Source organism: Halalkalibacter alkalisediminis (genome assembly GCF_028610705.1).
GTDB classification, from domain to species: domain Bacteria; phylum Bacillota; class Bacilli; order Bacillales; family Bacillaceae_D; genus Halalkalibacter; species Halalkalibacter alkalisediminis.
This window is the reverse complement of record NZ_JAQQWT010000030.1, coordinates 1-21,149: the sequence shown is the minus strand read 5'-3', so window position 1 is coordinate 21,149 and position 21,149 is coordinate 1. Positions and strand designations below refer to the sequence as shown.

At 39.1% G+C, this 21,149-nt stretch carries 17 protein-coding genes and 2 riboswitches; of the genes, 11 read left to right on the top strand and 6 right to left on the bottom strand.

Annotated features, from left to right (window positions below; translation table 11 throughout):
* Nucleotides 1-61 precede the first annotated feature (61 nt).
* The 4 genes from PQ474_RS21620 to nagA form a co-directional block, all read right to left on the bottom strand.
* Entirely contained in the window at nucleotides 62-796 is a 735-nt protein-coding gene (locus PQ474_RS21620; protein WP_273847675.1) for an SIS domain-containing protein, read from the bottom strand.
* A 15-nt stretch (nucleotides 797-811) separates the two neighbouring features.
* Nucleotides 812-1,537, bottom strand: a complete 726-nt coding sequence (locus PQ474_RS21615) for a GntR family transcriptional regulator (protein WP_273847674.1) — start codon at nucleotides 1,535-1,537, stop codon at nucleotides 812-814.
* A gap of 118 nt (nucleotides 1,538-1,655) precedes the next feature.
* A complete protein-coding gene (nagB, locus tag PQ474_RS21610; RefSeq protein ID WP_273847673.1) occupies nucleotides 1,656-2,426 on the bottom strand; it encodes a glucosamine-6-phosphate deaminase in 771 nt (256 codons plus the stop codon).
* 2 nt (nucleotides 2,427-2,428) lie between these two features.
* Nucleotides 2,429-3,613, bottom strand: coding sequence for an N-acetylglucosamine-6-phosphate deacetylase (nagA, locus tag PQ474_RS21605; protein WP_273847672.1), 1,185 nt, complete (start codon nucleotides 3,611-3,613; stop codon nucleotides 2,429-2,431).
* 220 nt (nucleotides 3,614-3,833) lie between these two features.
* Between nagA and nagE the strand changes: the two genes are divergently transcribed.
* From nagE to PQ474_RS21575, 6 genes are all read left to right on the top strand, one after another.
* Nucleotides 3,834-5,213 carry an N-acetylglucosamine-specific PTS transporter subunit IIBC gene (gene nagE, locus PQ474_RS21600; RefSeq protein WP_273847671.1) on the top strand — a complete coding sequence of 460 codons (1,380 nt, stop codon included), beginning with the start codon at nucleotides 3,834-3,836 and terminating at the stop codon, nucleotides 5,211-5,213.
* Between the two features lie 532 nt (nucleotides 5,214-5,745).
* Nucleotides 5,746-7,398 carry an ATP-binding protein gene (locus tag PQ474_RS21595; protein WP_273847670.1) on the top strand — a complete coding sequence of 551 codons (1,653 nt, stop codon included), beginning with the start codon at nucleotides 5,746-5,748 and terminating at the stop codon, nucleotides 7,396-7,398.
* A gap of 1 nt (nucleotide 7,399) precedes the next feature.
* A complete protein-coding gene (locus PQ474_RS21590) occupies nucleotides 7,400-8,095 on the top strand; it encodes a response regulator (protein ID WP_273847669.1) in 696 nt (231 codons plus the stop codon).
* A gap of 209 nt (nucleotides 8,096-8,304) precedes the next feature.
* The gene (locus tag PQ474_RS21585; protein WP_273847668.1) at nucleotides 8,305-9,627 is read left to right on the top strand and encodes a CitMHS family transporter; all 1,323 of its coding nucleotides are present in this window, start codon (nucleotides 8,305-8,307) and stop codon (nucleotides 9,625-9,627) included.
* Between the two features lie 136 nt (nucleotides 9,628-9,763).
* On the top strand, nucleotides 9,764-10,432 hold the full coding sequence (locus PQ474_RS21580; protein ID WP_273847667.1) for a futalosine hydrolase: 669 nt from the start codon (nucleotides 9,764-9,766) through the stop codon (nucleotides 10,430-10,432).
* On the top strand, nucleotides 10,432-11,259 hold the full coding sequence (locus PQ474_RS21575) for a 1,4-dihydroxy-6-naphtoate synthase (protein WP_273847666.1): 828 nt from the start codon (nucleotides 10,432-10,434) through the stop codon (nucleotides 11,257-11,259). Before PQ474_RS21580 ends, PQ474_RS21575 begins: the two co-directional genes overlap by 1 nt.
* A 195-nt stretch (nucleotides 11,260-11,454) precedes the next feature.
* Here the strand turns inward: PQ474_RS21575 and PQ474_RS21570 are convergent, their stop codons facing one another.
* Complete coding sequence (locus PQ474_RS21570; protein ID WP_273847665.1) at nucleotides 11,455-12,639, bottom strand: DHH family phosphoesterase; 1,185 nt, start codon at nucleotides 12,637-12,639, stop codon at nucleotides 11,455-11,457.
* 56 nt (nucleotides 12,640-12,695) lie between these two features.
* Nucleotides 12,696-12,878 (bottom strand): hypothetical protein, encoded by a 183-nt coding sequence (locus tag PQ474_RS21565; protein WP_273847664.1) that lies wholly within the window; start codon nucleotides 12,876-12,878, stop codon nucleotides 12,696-12,698.
* Between the two features lie 174 nt (nucleotides 12,879-13,052).
* Between PQ474_RS21565 and PQ474_RS21560 the strand changes: the two genes are divergently transcribed.
* From PQ474_RS21560 to PQ474_RS21540, 5 genes are all read left to right on the top strand, one after another.
* Complete coding sequence (locus tag PQ474_RS21560; RefSeq protein WP_273847687.1) at nucleotides 13,053-14,051, top strand: AAA family ATPase; 999 nt, start codon at nucleotides 13,053-13,055, stop codon at nucleotides 14,049-14,051.
* The gene (locus tag PQ474_RS21555) at nucleotides 14,048-15,202 is read left to right on the top strand and encodes a DUF58 domain-containing protein (RefSeq protein ID WP_273847663.1); all 1,155 of its coding nucleotides are present in this window, start codon (nucleotides 14,048-14,050) and stop codon (nucleotides 15,200-15,202) included. The genes PQ474_RS21560 and PQ474_RS21555 overlap by 4 nt, the downstream gene beginning before the upstream one ends.
* Nucleotides 15,203-15,222: 20 nt before the next feature.
* On the top strand, nucleotides 15,223-17,406 hold the full coding sequence (locus tag PQ474_RS21550; RefSeq protein ID WP_273847662.1) for a transglutaminase TgpA family protein: 2,184 nt from the start codon (nucleotides 15,223-15,225) through the stop codon (nucleotides 17,404-17,406).
* 40 nt (nucleotides 17,407-17,446) lie between these two features.
* Nucleotides 17,447-17,548: riboswitch (purine riboswitch) on the top strand.
* 93 nt (nucleotides 17,549-17,641) lie between these two features.
* On the top strand, nucleotides 17,642-19,183 hold the full coding sequence (gene guaA / locus PQ474_RS21545) for a glutamine-hydrolyzing GMP synthase (protein WP_273847686.1): 1,542 nt from the start codon (nucleotides 17,642-17,644) through the stop codon (nucleotides 19,181-19,183).
* Nucleotides 19,184-19,271: 88 nt separating this feature from the next.
* Nucleotides 19,272-19,374, top strand: a riboswitch (purine riboswitch).
* A 112-nt stretch (nucleotides 19,375-19,486) separates the two neighbouring features.
* Nucleotides 19,487-20,788, top strand: coding sequence for an NCS2 family permease (locus tag PQ474_RS21540; RefSeq protein WP_273847661.1), 1,302 nt, complete (start codon nucleotides 19,487-19,489; stop codon nucleotides 20,786-20,788).
* The last annotated feature ends 361 nt before the right edge of the window (nucleotides 20,789-21,149 follow it).

Here is a 21,149-nt window from a genome sequence, read left to right as displayed (position 1 = left end):
CTGATAAGTTTTAGTGTTAAAGGAAAAAGCATCGGGTTTCCCGATGCTTTTTGAAGTATGGTTAGAACATGGTGATACGATCTTTATATTGCTCGATCAACTTTTGATTATGTTCATCAGATCCGTCGATATTGCCACTTTTAAAAATAGGAGGGTCTAAGCCTAATTCAAGTAATCGATTAATGGCGCCTACCATTATACTATTAATAATCGTTAAGCCAATAATGGATGAGCTTGGACCAAATGAAAGACCTGATTCACTCAAAGAAAGAACGCCATCTCCTGGTTTGGCATAGTTATCAATAACCAAATCAACAGCATCACATAAAAATTTTCCACTTTTGTGCCTTGACGTCTGGTTCTTTGAATAATCTAAGGAAGTAATACCAACTACAAAGGCACCTTGTTGTTTTCCATGAAGCGCTACGTCAATCGGAACAGGGTTTCTTCCTGATGTAGAGACAACAATTAAACTGTCCTCTTGGCGAATATCTTGCTTACTAAGAAAAGATGAAGCGTAGTCGTGACTTCGCTCTAAGGTTGATGATTGAAGAGCTCCTTTATGGAGCATTAATTCATCGACTAGGATAGGTCGAACAGGCACAAGCCCCCCGGCACGATAGAATACTTCTTCACCAAGAATATGAGAGTGCCCACATCCAAAAACATGAACGATGCCACCTTTTGAAATAGATTCGGTGATTTTATCAGCAGCCATTCGAAGACTGTTGTTTTCTGGAGCGGTCTCAAGCTTTATCAGTAACTCTTTAATATTAGTTAAGTAGGCTTGAATCATTAGTTACCTCCAACTTTACCGTTTTAATTGTGATACGAATTTATAGCGATCAGCTCGATAAGATGAGCGAACTACTTCAAAAGGAGTGCCATTTGCTAAGTACGTACACCGTTCAATAAGAAGGATAGGTGAACCTTTGTTGATGTTTAATAGCTCAACTTCAGTTTGGCAAGCTAAAGAGGATTCAATAATTTGAGTGGCATCGCCAATTTTCAATTGCAGTTTCCCTTCGATGTAATCGTAAATCGAGTGGGTTATCACTTCTTCTGTTAACCCTTTAATTAAATTAGCTGAGATGTAACAAGTTTCAAGTGCCATGGGGATACCATCAGCTAAACGGATACGCTTGATTTCATACACAGGTGTATGTTCAGCGACCTGAAGGGTGGCTGCCACTTTAAGGGAGGCAGGAATAATTTCAAAGTGGAGAAGTTGGCTACTTGGTTTTAATCCTCGAGCTTTCATATCTTCTGTAAAACTCGTTAAGCCTTGTAGCGCTTGCTCAAACTTTTTTTCGGCCACAAACGTGCCGCTTCCTTTTTTTCGGTAAAGATAGCCATCGTTAACAAGTTTATTGATGGCTTGTCTAATCGTCATTCGACTTACTTCAAAAAGCTGTGAATACTCACGTTCGGACGGAAGAACATCACCAGGCTTTAGATCGCCTTTTATAATACGATCTTTAATATACTCTTCAATCTGATGGTAAATGGGAAGAGGGGAATTCTTATCAATTAACAAACTAGCATTCTCCTTTCAACTTTATTTAACCTTTTATCACTGCACACACAGCGTGATTCAAGATGGAACTAATTTGGTCGTCATGCTGATTAAGAGTAGGAAATGTGGATGGCTCTTTTTAGAGATTCAACATTGTATATAAAGATGAAACACCTTTTTCGTCCAAGTCTTTTAGAGCATCTATATCAGCAATAATTGTAACACACGGGTGCTTTCTTAAAATAGAAGCAGGAAAGTTTTCGGTAGGAGCCTCGTCTGATAGTAAGTGTTTAAGTGCTTGGCTTTTTTCTTCACCTGACACGAGTAATAAAATTTCTTTACTAGCCATAATAGAAGCAATACCCATTGTAATCGCGTGTGTTGGGACATGCTTAATGGAATTGAAATAGCGAGCATTTGCTGTTCTAGTGGATGGCGTAAGCTCGACAACATGAGTTTGACTAGAAAAGGGTGTTCCTGGCTCGTTAAAACCAATATGTCCATTTGCACCTATCCCCAGTAATTGTAAGTTAACTCCTCCGTAAGTACGGATCTTCTGCTCGTATTCTGCACATTCTTGCTCGATATTTTCGGATAACCCATCTGGGATAAAAATGTTTTTTGGATTAATATCAATGTATTTAAAAAGAGCATGTTTCATATAGTAGTGATAGCTATTAGAATCTTCTTTCGTAAGTCCAATATATTCGTCCAAATTAAAGGTAGTAACATGGCTGTAAGAAGTTCCATTGTTTTTATGGTCATCAATAAGAAGTTCATACGTTTTTTTTGGAGTGCCACCAGTGGCTAAACCGAGTGTAAATGGATTATGCTTTCTTACTTGATTACTTATATAATTGGAGGCTACTGAACTCATTTCTTGATAGTCTTTTACTTTTATCAATTTCATATTTATTCTCCCTTCTTATAGGCGATTTTGCCTTTGCATATAGTCATAACCACATTAAGGTGCTCATCTAAAATCGTGATATCAGCATCTTTTCCTAACGCAATACTGCCTTTTCTGCTCCAGACACCAATTTGCTTTGCAGGATTTTCAGCCGCCATAATGATTACATCTCTAAGAGTACAGCCTGTATAGGCAATCATATTTTTTATTGCATCATTCATAGTTAAAATACTGCCGGCTAATGTCCCATCTTCTAATACTGCTTTTCCTTCGGAGACATGAACTTGTTGTCCACCTAAATCATAATTTCCATCTTCCAGTCCTTTGGCGCGCATAGCATCTGTTATAAGAATAATCTCTTTCGCACTTTTGGTTTTATACGTGCTTCTGACAATGGCAGGGTGCACATGTAAACCATCGGCAATCAATTCAACCATCAGTTCACTATGTGTTAATGCTGCACCTGCAACCCCTGGTTCACGATGATGAAACCCGCGCATGCCATTATAGAGGTGAGTTACATGCCTGAGACCACTAGCGATGGCATGTTGAACTTCACTGTACACTGCATCGGAATGACCGATAGATGCAACTACGCCAATCTTAGTTAAATGCTGTAGCAATGCCATACCATTTTTGCTTTCTGGAGCCAGCGTTACAAGTTTAATCAATTCACCTGAAAGTTCATGCCACTTGTCAAAAACAGCGATGTCTGGTTCTTGGATAAATGATAGGGGCTGAGCACCTGCTCTAACTGATGAAATAAAAGGCCCCTCTAGATGTATGCCAAGAATATCAGCTGCAGGCTGTTCTTTATTTGTAGACGCATATGCTGCTACATTTGATAGGGCAGCTTCAATGTTTTCATTTGATTGAGTAATCGTCGTTGCTAAAAAACTAGTAGTGCCTTCTAGTGGAAGAGCTTTAGCCATCTTTTTAAGAGAGGTCATCGTACCATCCATCGTATCAGCCCCGTGTAAGCCATGAATGTGGAGGTCTATGAAACCAGGTAGTAAAGAATGCTCACTAGAAAAAGATAAAACCTCAATTGACTTGTCAAATGGACAAAGTTCCATAGGACCTATCTCAATAATTTCTTCGTTCTCTATTTTGAGATAACCCTTTTCATAAATAGTATTTTCTTGATAAATTTTTACGTTCGTAATCAACAGTACATTTGTTTTCATTGTGTCCCCCAAAGATAATTTGAGTATCTTGTTTTATCTTACAACTCAAATCGCAAGTTGTCTATACCACTTTTGATGATGAAATCTTAATTTTGCTAAGTGTAAACGATTTTTTTATAGTATAATAAAAAAATCTAAAAATCTGTATAGACATCTATACTAAATTGGTGATAGGATGAATTCATCATAATCATAATTTTTTTAAAAGGAGATGAGGTACATGCTTAATTTTTTGCAAAAGATTGGTAAGTCGTTAATGTTACCGATTGCTGTTTTACCTGCTGCTGCATTGCTCTTACGACTAGGGCAAGAAGATTTCTTGAATATGCCATTTATGGCGGGGGCTGGCGCAGCTATTTTTGATAATTTAGCTCTGATTTTTGCTATGGGGGTAGCCATTGGATTTGCCCATGATAATAATGGTTCCGCTGCATTAGCAGGAGCAATAGGGTATTTTGTTCTCGTAAATGGAACACAGGCCATTAATGAAAATATTAATATGGCTGTGTTAGGTGGTATTATAAGTGGTATTATTGCTGGTCTTTTATACAACCGCTTTCATAACATTCAACTTCCACAATGGTTAGGCTTTTTTGCAGGTAGACGTTTTGTCCCCATTGTTACTGCTGCAACAATGGTGATATTAGCTGGTGTCTTTGGAATTGTATGGCCTCCAATACAAGATCTTATTAATGGACTTGGACAATGGATTATTGATGCAGGTGCAGTTGGAGTTGGAGTCTTTGGTTTCTTAAATCGTCTCTTGATCCCAATTGGATTGCACCATGTACTAAATAGTTTAGTCTGGTTTGTGTTTGGTGAATTCAACGGTGCAACAGGTGATTTAAATCGATTCTTTGCAGGTGATCCCACTGCAGGTAGTTTCATGACAGGTTTCTTCCCTGTTATGATGTTTGGTCTTCCAGCTGCTTGTTTAGCGATGATCATGGCAGCTAAGAAAGAAAAGAAGAAACAAGTAACTGGTATGTTTATTGGATTAGCACTTACTTCATTTTTGACAGGAATAACAGAGCCTATTGAGTTTTCTTTTATGTTCTTATCTCCTGTATTATATGTCATTCACGCAATATTAACGGGAGCCTCTATGTCGTTAACGTATGTACTTGAAATTCGACATGGATTTGGGTTCTCGGCAGGGTTTATTGATTATATGCTAAACTTCGGTATTGCTCAAAAACCATTAATGTTATTAGTAATCGGCTTGGTATATGGAGCGATTTACTTTGTTATCTTCTACGTTGTCATTCGCGTATTAAATTTGAAAACGCCAGGGCGAGAAGATGATAAGGATGAAGAGTTAACTGAACCCTCTCTAGATACGACTGATAAATATAGTGCAATGGCAACTGCTTTTTTTGCAGCTCTAGGAGGAAATGAGAATGTAGTAGCTATTGATAATTGTGCTACTCGCCTCAGATTGCAGGTAGTCGATGCCGATAAAATTAATGAAACTGCTCTAAAGAAAAATGGAGCAAAGGGTGTAATGAAAGTTAATAAATCAAACGTTCAAGTCATCGTTGGAACAGATGTGGAATTTGTTAGTGATAAGATGAAACAATTAAAAAAAGGTGAAATTTAAGGTAAATAAACGGTAATGCCGAACTTCAATTTAGACAGATTAAGTCGAATAAATGGTGAACCGCTCAATGACTATTGAGCGGTTCAATTTTGTGTTGGAATCAATTCATAAGTCAGGCATCATTCGACATAGGTATTATTCGTAGATACAGTCCATAAAAACAAAGGAGTGTTGTGAAGCATGCAAAATGACAAGTCGCGCAAAGCAGATTTGAAGATTCTAATTAGAAAGAAGAAAAAGCAAGAACAAAGAGACTGGCGCCTGACCATGAAAAGATTGAGAAAATTTCAAAGTGATGTATTAAATCATAGAACAAGCGATAAAAAGTGATTCAACTTACTCTAGAGGGTGGAACTTACTCTTTTAGAAAAAAACAGTTAAGTGCCTGCCAATGATCGAAAAAGTTGGTGGGCTTTGTTGTGGTGTCATAATCTTGTTGAACCTCTTAACTTTAATTAGTCGCATGATTTCTTTTGAATTACAATGGAACTAAGACTACTATACAATCTTGAATTGAAAAAGGAGAAGTTCGATGGGTTCACTTCAAAGCAGAGTCAGTGAGAAACATTTACATAAGCCAAAGGTGAAGCTTAAGTTAAAGCTGAAAATGATTTTGTTAATAGGTTTACTTATTATTGGTATGTTTGCCATTATGGGCATTTTCTTGCATTACTTTTTCTCGGATACGTTGGAAACTCAATTAGGAGAAAGGGCGCTTAGTGTTGCAATGAGTGTAGCGCATATCCCTGAATTACGGGAGGCATTCGAACTTGAGGATCCTTCTACAGTCATTCAGCCTTTGGTTACACCAATTCGAGAAGCGACGGGCGCCGAGTTTATTGTTGTAGGGAATACTAATGAAATCCGATACGCACATCCGATATATGAGAAAATTGGACAGAAGATGGTAGGAGAGGACAATGCACCGGCTTTAATACACGGAGAATCCTACGTGTCTAAGGCAATGGGGTCACTTGGGTATTCGATTAGAGGGAAAGTCCCGATTCATTCTGAACAGGGAGATATAATAGGGGTCGTATCTGTTGGATACTTAGTTGATGATGTACGATCTATTATTTATACCTATAGCAGAGAAATATGGTATGTCATTTTTCTTATTGTTGGTCTAGGGATCATAGGGGCCATCTTTATTGCTCGTTATATTAAAGGAGTCTTGTTTGGCCTCGAACCAGAAGAGATCTCGCATTTATTATTACAAAAAGAAACAATCTTACAGTCAACTCATGAAGGAATTATTGCGGTGAACGAGAATGGGGCTATTACGCTAATTAATGCAGCTGCACAAAGATTACTTGCCTCTCAAGGTGGCGAAAAGGAGAAGCTTTTAGGTAGACTGGTTACGGACGTCCTGCCGTCTTCTACTTTACCGGAAGTCCTTCAAAAGCGAGAAAGTCAATTCGATAGAGAGATGTTAATCGGGAAACATACTGTATTGGTTAATAGAGTGCCTATTTTTTATAAAAATAAATTAATAGGAGCTGTTTCGACATTCCGTAATAAAACGGAAATTGAACGTTTAACAAAAGAATTAACAAAAATTAAGCAATATGCGGATGCGTTGCGAGCTCAAACACACGAATTCTCTAACAAACTGTACACGATTTTAGGGTTGGTTCAGTTAGAGAAAAAGGAAGAAGTCGTTGCTTTTATTAAGAGAGAGAGCAATATGCAACAGGATTGGATTCATTTTCTAATGGAGAAGGTTCCAGACCCTATGGTTAGTGCTATACTATTAGGAAAGTTAAACCAAGCAATGGAACAACGAGTGCAAATGACGATTGACCCAGAAAGTCAGTTAACGCACCCTCTATTAGAGGAACAACGAAACGCTCTCGTAACCGTACTAGGAAACTTACTAGAAAATGCAATTGATGCATCGAAAATAAGAAATGAATCTAATCGTAAAGTGTCGGTTTTCTTTACAGACATGGGTGAAGATATTGTGTTTGAAATAGAAGATTCGGGGCCCGGAGTACCAGATGAGTTAGCTGAAAAGATATTTACTGAAGGATTCTCGACGAAAAAAGGTTCCCATCGAGGGATTGGATTAGCTTTAACGAGACAAGCTCTTCTTGATATAGGGGGAAGTATCTTCTTAGAAGATGGAGATCTCCAAGGGGCTTGCTTCGTTATTACGATTCCGAAAGAGAAGCAGGAGGATTGATATGAAAGAGATCTATCAAGTGTTAATTGTAGAGGATGATTTCAGAGTAGCCGAAATTACTCGCCAATTTGTTGAGAAAATATCAGGCTTCGACGTTCTTGCTATTTGTAAAACCGGAGCTGAGACAGAACATTTTTTGAAACATAATCAAACACCTGACTTAATTCTTCTAGATGTGTATATTCCAGATGTTGAAGGTCTCGATTTATTTTGGACAATTCGAAAAAACTATCATCAAATGGAGATTATTATGATTACGGCTGCCAAAGAAGTCTTAACAATAGAAGAGACATTACGAGGAGGGACGTTTGATTACATCGTTAAACCTGTTGAGTTTCAGCGTTTTGAACAAACGTTACAAAGGTATCAGAAGCATCGCCAAATGTTGACAGTTAAGCGAGAGATGGATCAGGAGGAAATTGATCGACTTAGAGGGTTAGGTTCACCCGTCTCTACACTATCTAATCAAACCGATGATTTACCAAAGGGGATCGATCGCCTTACGCTTGAAAAAATCCAGGCAATTATGCAAAAGAAAGAAACAGGAGTAACGGCTATTGAACTAGGGAAAGAGATTGGTGCAAGTCGTTCAACAGCCAGACGGTACCTAGAGTATCTCGTTTCAGCTAAAAAGATAGAAGCAGCATTAAAGTATGGTGATGTAGGAAGGCCAGAGCGCAGGTACACCTGGCTGTGAACATTATGAACAAAATGCATTTAATAACCGTTAATTAGTTTATATTCATAATCTAGTTCTCTCTTTTTAATTTGTGGTAAGTTTCTAGATATAAATCAGAAACTTCTAAAAAGAGAGATTTTTTATTTTGTTGAAATGATCGGGTGATAAAATGTATCCGCTTTCAATAAGCGACCCTCTCTTTGAACTATTAGAAAGGGGAGAGATAAATGCTTAGTATCATCGGTTTTGCAACCATTCTTATCATTGTTTTGTTGCTTCTAAGTGGGAGGGTTACTCCTATTATTGGGCTTGTTATTGTTCCTATTATAGGTGCTTTAGTAGCTGGATTTGGTTTTCCTGAGATTGGGGTGTTCTTCAGTGATGGGATTGATAAAGTGATCAATGTTGTCATTATGTTTATTTTTGCCATACTCTATTTCGGTGTCATGCAAGATGCAGGCTTATTTGATCCAATCATTAATAAAATGATCGCCATCTCAAGAGGGGATGTAATAGCGGTTACGGTAGGGACGGTGATCATTGCTGCCATTGCTCACCTTGATGGTTCCGGTGCATCCACCTTTTTAATTACGATCCCGGCTTTACTTCCTTTATACAAGCGATTAAAGATGAGTCCATATTTACTTTTGTTATTAGTTGGAACAAGTGCAAGTATCATTAACATGGTTCCATGGGGCGGTCCGATAGGTCGTGTTGGGGCCGTGCTAGGGGTAGATCCTACAGAATTATGGAGACCGCTTATTCCTTTGCAACTGATTGCAATGGTTTTATTAATTGCGATGGCTGTGATTTTAGGAATGCGAGAAAAGCGTCGTATTGCGAGACTTAGCGAGACAGAAAGAGCAGAACTTGAAGTAGCAGCGACAGCTGAATATACAGAAAGCTCTGTTCCTGAAAAGGGTAAGAATGGATTAGCTCGTCCGAAACTACTTTGGATTAATCTGTTGCTAACTCTCGGTTTAATTGCGATGTTAGTTTGGGGGATTATCCCAGCAGGTTTCATCTTTATGATTGCACTTAGTATTGCATTACCATTGAATTATCCTAAAGTAGACGACCAAATGGAACGGATTAAAGCTCACGCGCCGAATGCTCTTTTGATGGCTTCTATCATTCTTGCGGCAGGGTCTTTCTTAGGAATCCTTGGTGGATCAGGGATGTTAGATTCTTTAGCGACAGATCTTGTAGCGATTTTGCCTGCGATGTTAATTCCATATTTGCATCTGATTATTGGTTTCTTAGGAGTTCCGTTTGAATTAATTTTAAACACGGATGCTTATTACTTTGCGTTGCTACCAGTTGTCGAACAAATTGTTACCGGCTATGGTGTTGACGCAGCTTCAGCGGCTTATGCGATGACAATTGGAAATATCATTGGGACGTTTATCAGTCCATTCTCTCCTGCGCTATGGTTAGCCCTTGGTTTAGCGGGACTTGAAATGGGTAAACATATTCGCTACTCCTTTTTCTGGATGTGGGGATTTAGTATCGTACTTATTATCGTGGCGATGGTAATAGGGATTGTATAATTCAAAAAAAGCTTCTTCTATGTTTTCTAATAGAAGAAGCTTTTTTCATAATCAGCAAATGAGATCTAGTGTGGGGAAGGTGATATACTAATCATATTAAGCTTGTCTATTACATTTAAAGCAAGGAGCGTTTTTAATGAGTAAAATCATACATAGCGCAAATGCCCGAATTTTAATCGTCACTTCAGTAGAAGCTGAAAAGCAAGCAGTTTTAAGAGGATTAGGGGACGTTAAAGGCTTTGAAGTAGCTGTTGTAGGTGTTGGGGTTATCTCGGCTGCTGTGAATACGGCCTATCTTCTTGCATCAACTGAATATGACTTAGTTATTAATGCTGGAATTGCTGGTGGTTTTAAGGGGAAGGCAGATATAGAATCGGTTGTTGTGTCTAGTGAATTAATTGCAGCTGATCTTGGGGCAGAGTCAAAGGAAGGTTTTTTAAGTTTAGAAGAACTGAAATTGGGAAGCGCTTGTGTTAAGGTGAATGAAACTCTATATACTTCTGTAACGACAGCGTTAAGGGAGAAAGGCCAAAAGGTTCAGTCAGGTCCTATACTGACACTCTCCACGGTGACGGGGACTCGCGAAACAGCGGAGAAGTTAGAGAGAGCAGTGCCAAACGCTGTAGCGGAGGCAATGGAAGGTTTTGGGGTTGCTGTTGCGGCACAGAAAAGAAAGATTCCTATCCTTGAGATACGAACGATTTCAAATATGGTCGGGCCAAGAGACCGAAATGCTTGGAAAATTAAAGAGGCGCTAGCAACACTCGAGCAGGCTAGCTCCGTATTAAGAGAGGTGTTTAGATAGTGAAAATTGCATTTTCTCCTTGTCCAAATGATACATTTGTTTTTCATGCTTGGGTACATGGGTTGATTGCAGGGGCTCCCGAGTTAGATGTCACGTATGCTGATATTGATAAGACAAATAATTGGGCAGCTGAAGGGAAAGGGCCTGAAATTCAAAAAATATCATATGCAGCCCTGCCATGGGTGTTAGATGAGTATACTCTTATTGCGTGTGGGGGTGCGCTAGGAAGAGGATGTGGGCCGTTAGTATTAACGAAAGATCAAATGAACGATCCCGCTTCATTATCCGGCCTTCGCATCGCAGTTCCGAGTGAAAGATCGACGGCCTATTTGCTATTCCGCCTTTGGACAGCTCAAAATGTACCCGGCGGTGTTGGTGAAATTGTTGTAATGCCTTTCCATGAGATCATGCCGGCTGTTAGGGACGGAAAGATTGATGCTGGGCTGGTTATACATGAGGCAAGATTTACATATCCTCAATATGAACTTAGTTTACTGGCCGATCTCGGAAATTGGTGGGAAGAAGATACAGGTTTGCCGATCCCATTAGGAGCGATTATTGCCCATCGATCATTGGATATTGAAGAGATCACTAAATGGGTAAGAGCTTCTGTAAAATACGCTTGGTCTCACCCGGAAGTTTCTCAAACGTATGTGTTGGAGCATGCACAGGAGCTATCCATGGAAGTAGCTCAATCACATATCGATTTGTATGTAAATGAGTTTACCGAAAATCTAGGTGAAGACGGCTATGCAGCAGTAAGGGCTTTGCTTGGAAGAGCGATGAAAGAAGGGTTAGTCCCTGAATTTGATTTAAATAAGTTATAAATGGCTGGACATGTGTTCTGTTAATTACTAAAAAACTCCAATTTATGAAGAGTGACGGACATAAGTTCCGTTAACGAGCTCGGCGGAATCAACCGAGCTGGTGAAAGCTACTTCAATAGTAAAAAAACTAGTCTGAACCATTACGAGGTTCAGACTAGTTTTCGTTCTAGGGCTCGATGCTTTTGTCCTCTGGGATCAGCTTTTCGAAAGCTTGTTGTCAGACTTATACTTTTCAAAAGCGTCATCCCGTACGAGCCAGGCTCCATATTGCCGCTTCATGTGTCGCTCTGCCTCTTGGAAAGATCCGAAAGTTTCTAAAAGGGTTTTATCTTGCTTGAGGACCCAGTCTTGATCTGAAGTGGGTGAAATAAAGTAATAATGATCTTCTCGGTCCATGTAAAGAGAGCCTTGTTCCGAACCTTTTAGATTAACTTGATTCTTTGGTGCGTCGATTCTCAACGATTCGAGCGGGAATGTTTCCATAATATATAATCTAAAAGCATCTTCGTTCATGCTGCAGCCGGCTGCTTTTGCATGGCCGCCACCTCCGAATTGGTTGGCGATCTCTGAGACATCAATGTCGTCATGGATCGTGCGAAAAGCAATTTTTTTACCACCTGCATTTAGGATGGCAATGTAATCGAGGTGGGGACTCTCCTTCCCGATCACATTTCCTAGTTCAGAATGATACGATTCTGCGTAAACAACCCCGACGCAATAATCGTTAATAAAAGTTTGTACGAGCTCTCTTCTTTTTCTATGAATGTAACGCTCGATCTTATTGTCTTCCATGTTTAAGATTTTTTCTTCGAAGTCATCAAAGGCAAAAGAGTCTGCTCTTTGAAGTCGTTGGACCATCCGCTCTTCAAATTCCTCAATGGCAATCATATAAAAGAGGTCATTTAATCGTTTAGCGTCAATTGTGTTATTTTTATCCCATTCCCACGTATCCCACTGTCTAACAAGGTCGACAAAAGTGTCAATAGCAGGATTTTCTTTGATAAGCTTCTTTTCTTTTAAATAGTCATAGAAGATGGATGTCGCAGAAGCTAGGCGACCATCTTCATATTCGACTTTCACAGTTGCCCATTTGTACTTGTTAAAATGAAGAGCGGTTTTATGATGGTCAAGTAAATGTACCTTTCCGCCTTTATTAAAAAAATGTTGAAGTCGCTTTTCATTTTCACTATGTACAGATAAATCAGTTATGAAGAGGACTGCATCATTATTAGCTTTTTGTTCTAAGAAACGCTCTACTTGGAAGTTCAGTCCTTGTACAGAGTTATAACGAACTTCTACATTTTCTTGAAAGGACAATTTGGCTAAAATACCGCAGGCAACGCCATCTAAATCATTATGAGAGTATAAATGATAAGTCATATTCCCTCCTCCTTTACTTATTAGTATGCGCTAGAGAGGAGGAAATATCGAATATTCTAAAGGGTTTCATCAGGTGTTAGTTGTGAAGGAGAGTTTCTGGAGTTTTTTTTATAGATGATTTGGTTTGTGATCCACGAAGCTAATAATGCAACAACCAATCCGAGAAGTAATCCAACGTAGCCAAACGTAGCAAATCCAATGGTAAGACCAATGATAATGAGCGATAGACAAAGGCCCATATTATCCCTCCTTTTCGTTGTCGTATTTTAATATGGTTGAAAGATAAGTATATGAGAAAAGAAAGAAAATATTACTCGGAAAATAACGAGCAATCCATGTAAATCGAACTGCTTTGTTTTTCTCATAAAATTGGTAATGCAATTGTAACGTTTTTTCCAGGGTGAGATGGTATGATGAAAACTAGAAGTTTTTTTGGAAATGGAGGCCAATTCATGGTGACATCGCGTGATCAAATAGAAAAAGTAATATCGAATATTGAACAAGTTGTAGTCGGTAAGCGAAAAGAGGTTGAGTTAAGCCTAATTGCTCTTTTTGCTGGAGGGCATGTTCTCCTTGAGGATGTTCCAGGTGTTGGTAAAACGATGATGGTAAAGGCAATTGCCCGTTCGCTCGGAGCAGAGTTCAAACGTATTCAATTTACACCTGATCTGTTACCTTCAGATGTGACAGGCGTTTCTATTTATAATCAACGTTCGCAACAATTTGAATTTCGTCCAGGTCCTATTATGGCTAATATTGTACTTGCTGATGAAATTAATCGGACATCACCGAAAACGCAATCGGCATTACTAGAATCTCTAGAAGAAGGCAGTGTGACGGTTGATGGAGAAACGCTTCAACTTGAAAAGCCGTTTTTTGTAATGGCGACACAAAATCCAATTGAGTACGCAGGGACGTTTCCGTTACCAGAAGCTCAATTAGATCGTTTTTTACTAAAGTTAAACTTAGGGTACCCTTCTGCAATGGAAGAACTTGAGGTATTAAATAGATTGCAACATCGTCACCCATTAGAGTCGTTAGAAGCGGTTATGTCCACAAACGAGGTTATTGCTATCCAAACTGAAATGACAAACATCCTTGTTAGTGAAGAAGTGAAAATGTATATGGTTGATCTTGTTCATGAAACAAGAAGACATCGATCGGTTGAGCTAGGAGTGAGTCCGAGGGGGACAATTGCGCTCATGAAAGCTTCTCAAGCATATGCATTTCTACAAGGACGAGAATATGTTATACCGGATGACGTTAAGCATCTAGCGCCTTATGTATTGGCTCATCGTATGATGCTAACAGCCGAAAGTAGAATGTCTAATCGTACAGCTGAAGAAGTGGTTCACTCGATTCTTGAGCATGTGAGCATACCGGTCAATCAAAGAAGGTTGACTCGCTCGTGAGTGTGAAATGGTTGGAGAGGTTTCGTCCTTATATTAAACTCGTTTTCTTACTCATATTTGTTTTAACCGTATTTTCTTATGCGATGTTCCAAGGTGGTTTTGTTAGTTGGTTTTTATTTTATAGTGTGATGACAGTGTTGGTTTTTACAATTTTAGTTGCGATTTACCCATTTCGAGTTAAGTGTGTAGAACGTGAAGTCAGCAAAGAGGTCTTGCAGGCTGGTGAAAATCTTACGATAACAATAACTGTTTATAAGCGTGCGCTTCAACCATTCTTTTTCGTTCGAATTCAAGATGTGATCCCTCCTAATCTAGGAAACTATGAAGAGTCTGGATTTCTCTTTTTCTTTTCGTTTCAGAGGAAGTTAGTTTTTTCTTACACGGTATATGATGTAAAAAGAGGAAGTCATACATTTGAGAAACTTACTTTGGCATTTGGCGATTTATTTGGGTTGTTTGAACGAAAATCTACATTAGATTTTGAAACGACGGTTGTGGTTTATCCTCATTTTCAAAAGCTAAAGAAAATCCCGGCTGAGGGGAGACCGAGGCAGTTAGAGGGAATGCATATTAGGCAATCATTTGAAGAAGACCGCTCTCTTGCAGGCGTTCGGCAATATGTACCTGGTGACAGATTGACATCTATTGATTGGAAGCAATCAGCTCGTTCTTCTCATTTAATGACGAAGGAGTTCGAATCTTACCAAGGTGAAGGAGTTGTTGTTGCCTTTGATTCCTATTGTAATCTCGCCACGGAAAGAAAATTTGAACAGTCCATTGAACTAGCGGCTTCATTAGTAGCTACGTTTACTGAGAAACAAACTTTCCCTAACATGGCTGTTCGTTCTCATAATTGGATGTGTTTAAATGTCACAGAACGTTCGATTGGACAAGGTTTGCTTTTATTAGCGAAGGTCGTGGCTACCAACCAATCCGTGAAGGTCATAGATGGCATTTATCGTGAATGGCAAGGGATGCATGTTTATTTTGTCTGTTCTGAACTAAACAAACAAGTGGTAAAAGCATGTTCAACGATGATTGACCAGGGTGTCGTGTTAACTCTTTGTCTCGTTTCGTTAATGGATCAAGACCGAGTTCATCTGCAAGACTTAGAAAACTTAGGAGTTTCTCTGTTTATAACAAATGAGTAAAAAAGGGGGAGGGCAGAAGCGTGCGTATAGAAAAAAGGCAAATGGAATCAGGAAGAGATTTCCTGCTTTATGGACTTAGTTTCTTGCTATTATTGGAATGGCTTTTGCCGCTCCCGTATGTAACGGATACAGGTTTTATCCATGTTTTTGTGTTGGTCACAGCTGTTTTCTTTTTTATTACTTTCTTACAATTACCTGTTGTAATTTCAATGCTGTTAAAGTTACTGGTCATCTTCTATGGTCTTTACTTAGTGTTTTTTGATGGTCCATTTTTGTCGTTAGACTGGCTTGGGTTGATTGCAGTCGATATAAAAGAAAATATAGAGTTAATGTTTGCAGGAGGTTGGCATGGCTTAACGGATCTGTTTCGTAGTTTTTTATTTTTTGTCCTGTTATCGATTATGAGTTATTTATTATTTTATTGGACGGTTCATGCGAGAAGAATATTATTTTTTCTTATTTTCACTGTTATTTATGTGGCAGTTATTGATACGTTTACGATCTATGATGCAACTTTTGCTATTATTAGAACGTTTATTATAGGATTTTTACTACTTGGATTAGTGACTATGTATCGAATGATTGAGCAGCAACCTGTTTATTCTGCTCCTAGATTTTTACCGGCTCGACTCGCTGTTTTACTGGTTATTATGATAGGGGTAGGTGGACTGTTAGGGTTTCTATCGCCGAAATTAGAACCGCAATGGGGGGATCCTGTCCCCTTTGTACAAGCTGCTGTTGGTATAGGAGAGAGTGGCACAGGTGACCCAGTCCAACGAATTGGATATGGTGATAATGATGAACGGCTCGGTGGAGGATTTATCGATGACGACACGCCTGTTTTTTATGCGGCGGCAACAACTGATCACTATTGGCGAGGAGAAACAAAAGATTTTTACACAGGTAGAGGGTGGGATATTGCGACGCCTCTTGTGAAAAAAGAATCTGAGCTAGTTAGTTCTTCATCGTCTGTTGAATATGAACAGTTAGAGGCGGAAGTTGCTTTTACAAATGAATCTGGTGAGGTCCTTTTTGACCATTTATTTTATCCTGGCGAATTGGAAGTTACAGATCGACTGATGGGTGTGGACCTGTTCCAGGATGCTTATACGGGAAAAGCTAGTACATTTAATGGTGTGGAAGCTGTCCAACTTTCCAATTATCGTTATGGATACCGGTATCCTAGCTATCAAATCGATGGACTTCGTTCATCGAGTGAACAAGACCCGCACATGATCCAACAATATTATACGCAGCTCCCTGATGATTTACCTGAGCGAGTTGCGGAGTTGGCAATGGAGATTACTGCAAATATAGGCAATCGATATGACCGAGCAAAAGCAGTGGAGGCTTATTTTGGTCAAGGAGATTTTCAGTATGAAACCCAAGATGTTCCTGTGCCAAGAGATGGTGAAGATTATGTCGATCAATTTTTGTTCGAGACGCAAAGAGGCTATTGCGATAATTTCTCTACTTCTATGATTGTATTGTTACGGACTATGGATATTCCAGCTAGATGGGCCAAGGGATTTACGCAAGGGGAAGTAATTGAGTCGCTCGATGACAAAAGAGATGTCTACCAAGTGACGAATGCGAACGCGCACTCTTGGGTCGAAGTGTACTTTCCAGAAGTAGGTTGGGTCCCGTTTGAACCAACGCGTGGATTTGATCACAATGTTGATTTTATAGAACCTGAAGTGGAAGTAGCGGATACAGAAACGGAGATTGAATCAGAAATTGAGGAAACTGAGCCGGAGGCGGAAGAGGTATTCGCTGAACTTGAAGGGGATGATGAAGTTGCTCCAGCTTCAAGTGGAGGGGGGGCAGGAAAGTGGACCATTCCAGGTGGACCGTGGATCGTATTAGTTTTATTTGGTGGAATTCTTCTTTTTGCCTTGCTTAAAAATAAACGCATTGTCCGATACTATATCTTAACAAGGTTTCGCAATCGTGATGATGAAAAAGCTTTTATTCAAGCGTATGAACGTCTACTCTGGCTGTTAACCTATATTGGTTGGAAGAGACAAGATGGTGAAACGCTTAGAGAATATGCGGAAAGGATGGATCATCACTATTCTGCAACTGAGATGATGAGTTTGACGATTGAATATGAAAAAATTATGTATGGTGGCCAATCGATCGATTCAAGCTGGACCAACCAAAAATCTAACTGGGTAACGTTCGTTCGTAAAATCGATTCTTGACCGGTTGATAGCTCACTGATAAAATTAATCAGTATTTGAAAATGACGAATGAATAAACCTTCGTATATCCTTAGGAATATGGCCTGAGAGTATCTACCGGATTACCGTAAACAATCTGACTATGAAGGCAGAAAGCTAGAATTCTGCCTTTGTATTGTTTTTTTTGGACAACGGGGGTGGATTCTAGCTTTTTTATTAGGTAGTATGGATGAAAACAAAAAAAGGGTGGGAAAGTATGACGGAATTAAACCAAGAAATGATCATTGTTCTTGATTTTGGAGGGCAATACAATCAGTTAATTGCTAGAAGGATACGTGATTTAGGTGTGTATAGTGAGTTGCACTCAAATAAAATCACAGCAGAAGAGATAAAGGCGATGAACCCTAAAGGGATTATTTTCTCGGGTGGTCCGAATAGCGCTTATGTCGAAGGGGCTCCTAAGTGTGACCCTGCCATTTATGATTTAGGTATTCCTATTTTTGGTATTTGTTATGGGATGCAGCTTATGACTCAACATTTTGGTGGGAAAGTTGATGCGGCTGATCACCGGGAATACGGTAAAGCGATTATTAAAGTGGAAAATCAATCAAAAATCTTCAAAGGCTTGCCGATTGAACAATCTACTTGGATGAGTCATGGTGATTTGATTACTGCTCCGCCGGAAGGCTTTGTTGTCGATGCGTTCAATCCGTCGACTCCTGTTGCTGCCATGAGTAATGAAGAAAGAAGCATGTATGGTGTTCAATTCCATCCGGAAGTACGTCACTCAGAATTTGGAAATGATATGCTAAAGAACTTTGCCTTTGAAATTTGTGGTTGTAAAGGCGAATGGTCAATGGAAAACTTCGTTGAAATCGAAATGGAGAAAATTCGTGAGCAAGTAGGGGACAAGCAAGTTCTGTGTGCGTTAAGTGGCGGTGTCGATTCATCGGTTGTTGCTGTGTTAATCCATAAAGCGATTGGTGATCAATTAACTTGTATGTTTATTGATCATGGGCTTCTTCGTAAAGGTGAAGCGGAAAGCGTGATGGAAACATTCAGTGAAGGCTTTAATATGAAAGTAATTAAGATTGATGCTCAAGAACGTTTCTTAGGTAAATTAAGAGGCGTTACGGATCCAGAGCAAAAACGTAAAATAATTGGTAATGAATTCATTTACGTATTTGACGAAGAAGCTGGAAAGTTAAAAGACATGGATTTCCTTGCGCAAGGAACGCTTTATACAGATATTGTCGAAAGTGGTACGGATACAGCGCAAACGATTAAGTCTCACCACAATGTTGGTGGTTTACCTGAAGATATGCGTTTCGAGCTAATTGAACCGTTAAATACGTTATTTAAAGATGAAGTTCGTAAGCTTGGAGCGGAACTTGGAATAGCTGATGAGATTGTATGGCGTCAACCTTTCCCAGGTCCGGGACTTGGTATTCGTGTCCTTGGAGAAATTACGGATGAAAAATTGGAGATTGTTCGTGAATCAGATGCCATTCTTCGTGAAGAAATAAAGAAAGCTGGACTTGAACGTGAAATCTGGCAGTATTTCACGGCTCTTCCTAACATGAGAAGTGTGGGAGTTATGGGTGATGCTAGAACATATGATTACACGGTTGGAATCCGAGCGGTCACATCAATTGATGGGATGACATCGGACTGGGCTCGTATCCCTTGGGATGTTCTTGAGATTATCTCAACGAGAATTGTAAATGAAGTGAAGCATGTAAACCGTGTTGTTTATGATGTGACTTCAAAGCCACCAGCAACAATCGAGTGGGAATAAAAGGTAAAACACGAACGATTCGATGAAAAAATAAAATAATGTTCGTGAATTCATTGACAAGGAATAGATTGATTGATACAATTCTTTTTGCGAAGACTAGTATTCTTTTCGTATAACTGCAGGGATATGGCCTGCGAGTCTCTACCAAGCTTCCCGTAAAGAGCTTGACTACGAAAAAATCAATCTATTCCATTTTTTATGGTATATACGATTTTTTGTCAGTTAAGCTTCCAGGCGAGATGTATTGGAAGCTTTTTTTTGTTTATATTACGAGTAAGACTAATTTTATTGGGGGAAAACGAAATGGATCGTTATTTTGGATTTAAAGAACATGGTACAACATACAGAAGAGAGTCGGTTGCTGGGTTAACTACTTTCCTATCGATGGCTTACATCCTATTTGTAAATCCAATGATCTTAGCGGATGCAGGAATGGATCTAGGGGCTGTATTTACTGCTACTGCATTGGCTGCTGCGATCGGAACGTTGATTATGGGTGTGTTAGCTAAATACCCAATTGCTTTAGCTCCAGGGATGGGACTTAATGCGTTCTTTGCTTATTCTGTTGTTCTTGGAATGGGGATCGAGTGGCAAGTTGCTTTATTCGGTGTTTTTGTTTCAGGTATTATTTTTATTCTTATTACTGTCTTTAAAATTCGTGAAGTAATCATTAATGCCATTCCTGCTGAACTTAAGTATGCGGCAGCTGCAGGTATTGGACTGTTTATTGCATTTATTGGTTTAAAGGGAGCGGGCATCGTTGTTCCTTATGAAGCGACTGCTGTAACGTTAGGAGATTTGCTCTCTGGACCTACGTTAGTAGCTATTTTCGGAATTGTCATTACTGTTATCTTTATGGTGCGCGGTATCAAGGGTGGAATTTTTTATGGTATGGTTCTCACTGCTGTAGCTGGTATTTTAACGGGGGTAATTGCACCTCCTGAAGCAATTGTAGGAGCTGTTCCAAGTTTAGCTCCAACGTTTGGTCAAGCATTTGCCCTTGATTGGTCTACTGTTTTCACTTGGCAGTTGTTAGTTGTTATTTTAACTTTCTTATTTGTCGATTTCTTTGATACAGCTGGAACGCTTTATGCAGTTGCGAATCAAGCTGGATTTGTAAAAGATAATAAGCTTCCTCGTGCTGGTAAAGCATTACTTGCTGATTCGAGTGCGACTTCAATCGGTGCTATTCTAGGAACGTCGACAACGACAGCTTATATTGAATCTGCTTCTGGTGTAGCAGCAGGTGGACGAACAGGATTTACATCTGTAGTGACTTCTTTATTATTCTTAGTTGCTTTGTTCTTCTCTCCTTTACTTGCTGTTGTGACAGCGCAAGTAACAGCGCCTGCTTTGATTATTGTTGGTATCTTAATGGCTTCATCTTTAGGTTTAATTGACTGGAAGAGATTTGAGATTGCTGTACCTGCTTTTATGACGGTTATTGCAATGCCGTTAACATACAGTATCGCAACGGGGATTGCAATGGGCTTTATTTTATATCCTGTAACGATGCTAGCTAAAGGTAAAGGTAAAGAAGTTCATCCGATTATGTATGCTTTGTTCTTTGTATTCCTTGCTTACTTTATCTTCTTATCTGAATAAACGTTTCAAAAGAGTAGCTCTCATTAATCTGAGAAGGCTACTCTTTTTTTGTTTTATAAGTATTGTATATTTATTTTTCTATTAAGGAGGGGGAAGCTTACCAGTGATTAATCGGTTAATTAATATATTTTATTTTAAAAAACGGTTGACTATTTAACGGGATAATGATAAATTTAATCTCGTTGTTCCGAAGAATGTTTTTAATCGTCAAAAAAACTTTTAAAAACATGTTGACTTCCAACTTGTTGGTTGGTATGATATTAAAGTCGCTAAGAACGACAATGAGTTCTTTGAAAACTGAACAAAAGCCAAGCGAAAAGAGAAAACATGATTTTCTCGTCAATTTTAAGTGATTTTGTAA

Bases quoted from the DNA above. Each gene is read 5' to 3' on its own strand.
- PQ474_RS21620 (WP_273847675.1), bottom strand. From the start codon at position 796: ATGATTCAAGCCTACTTAACTAATATTAAAGAGTTACTGATAAAGCTT.
- nagB (WP_273847673.1), bottom strand. From the start codon at position 2,426: ATGAAATTGATAAAAGTAAAAGACTATCAAGAAATGAGTTCAGTAGCC.
- nagA (WP_273847672.1), bottom strand. From the start codon at position 3,613: ATGAAAACAAATGTACTGTTGATTACGAACGTAAAAATTTATCAAGAA.
- nagE (WP_273847671.1), top strand. From the start codon at position 3,834: ATGCTTAATTTTTTGCAAAAGATTGGTAAGTCGTTAATGTTACCGATT.
- PQ474_RS21595 (WP_273847670.1), top strand. From the start codon at position 5,746: ATGGGTTCACTTCAAAGCAGAGTCAGTGAGAAACATTTACATAAGCCA.
- PQ474_RS21590 (WP_273847669.1), top strand. From the start codon at position 7,400: ATGAAAGAGATCTATCAAGTGTTAATTGTAGAGGATGATTTCAGAGTA.
- PQ474_RS21585 (WP_273847668.1), top strand. From the start codon at position 8,305: ATGCTTAGTATCATCGGTTTTGCAACCATTCTTATCATTGTTTTGTTG.
- PQ474_RS21580 (WP_273847667.1), top strand. From the start codon at position 9,764: ATGAGTAAAATCATACATAGCGCAAATGCCCGAATTTTAATCGTCACT.
- PQ474_RS21570 (WP_273847665.1), bottom strand. From the start codon at position 12,639: ATGACTTATCATTTATACTCTCATAATGATTTAGATGGCGTTGCCTGC.
- PQ474_RS21565 (WP_273847664.1), bottom strand. From the start codon at position 12,878: ATGGGCCTTTGTCTATCGCTCATTATCATTGGTCTTACCATTGGATTT.
- PQ474_RS21560 (WP_273847687.1), top strand. From the start codon at position 13,053: ATGAAAACTAGAAGTTTTTTTGGAAATGGAGGCCAATTCATGGTGACA.
- guaA (WP_273847686.1), top strand. From the start codon at position 17,642: ATGACGGAATTAAACCAAGAAATGATCATTGTTCTTGATTTTGGAGGG.
- PQ474_RS21540 (WP_273847661.1), top strand. From the start codon at position 19,487: ATGGATCGTTATTTTGGATTTAAAGAACATGGTACAACATACAGAAGA.